The sequence below is a fragment of the Myroides sp. C4067 genome (assembly GCF_038039665.1).
GTDB lineage: Bacteria > Bacteroidota > Bacteroidia > Flavobacteriales > Flavobacteriaceae > Flavobacterium > Flavobacterium odoratimimum.
Map to the genome: position 1 here is coordinate 1 of NZ_JBBPHJ010000068.1, position 624 is coordinate 624.

Sequence of the window (624 nt, forward strand, 5' to 3'; positions counted from 1 at the left end):
CCAATTATTTATAATCACGAACTCCCATATTTAAAATAGAAACAACGTAAGTAAACTGTGTACAGTACCAATGAGAAGAAATAAGAGAAGATGCTAACTATAGCTGTGATTGCACACCAATTATTCATAATCACGAACTCCTATATATAAAATAAAAGCAACGTAAGTAAAAACGTGTACAGTACCAACGTGCCAGCTAATAGTACTAATACAGATTCTGTTGTGATTGCACACCAAATCTTTAGATTCACGAACTCCTATATCTAAAATAGAAACAACGTAAGTAAAAACATGTACAGTACCAACAGTTTAATAAATGCTATTGTAAGTGTATCTGTTGTGATTGCACACCAATTATTCATAATCACGAACTCCTATATTTAAAATAAGAATAACGTAAGTAAACTGTGTACAGTACCAACATGAAAAGCAAACTACACCGATTCGATAAGGTTGTGATTGTACAACAAATATTCATATTCACGAACTCCTTTATCTAAAATAGAAACAACGTAAGTAAATACATGTACAGTACCAACCTTAACTGCTAAAACTTCACTCATTGTTAAGTTGTGATTGCACACCAATTATTCATAATCACGAACTCCTATATTTAAAATAGAA

At 31.2% G+C, this 624-nt stretch carries 1 protein-coding gene; it reads right to left on the reverse strand.

The window, feature by feature from the left end:
- Positions 1-434: 434 nt before the first annotated feature.
- Positions 435-563, reverse strand: coding sequence for a hypothetical protein (locus tag AABL87_RS17715; protein ID WP_259638031.1), 129 nt, complete (start codon positions 561-563; stop codon positions 435-437).
- Positions 564-624 lie beyond the last annotated feature (61 nt).

What these genes read in the sequence shown, in the direction of transcription:
- AABL87_RS17715 (WP_259638031.1), bottom strand. Translation starts at nt 563, where the DNA reads ATGAGTGAAGTTTTAGCAGTTAAGGTTGGTACTGTACATGTATTTACT.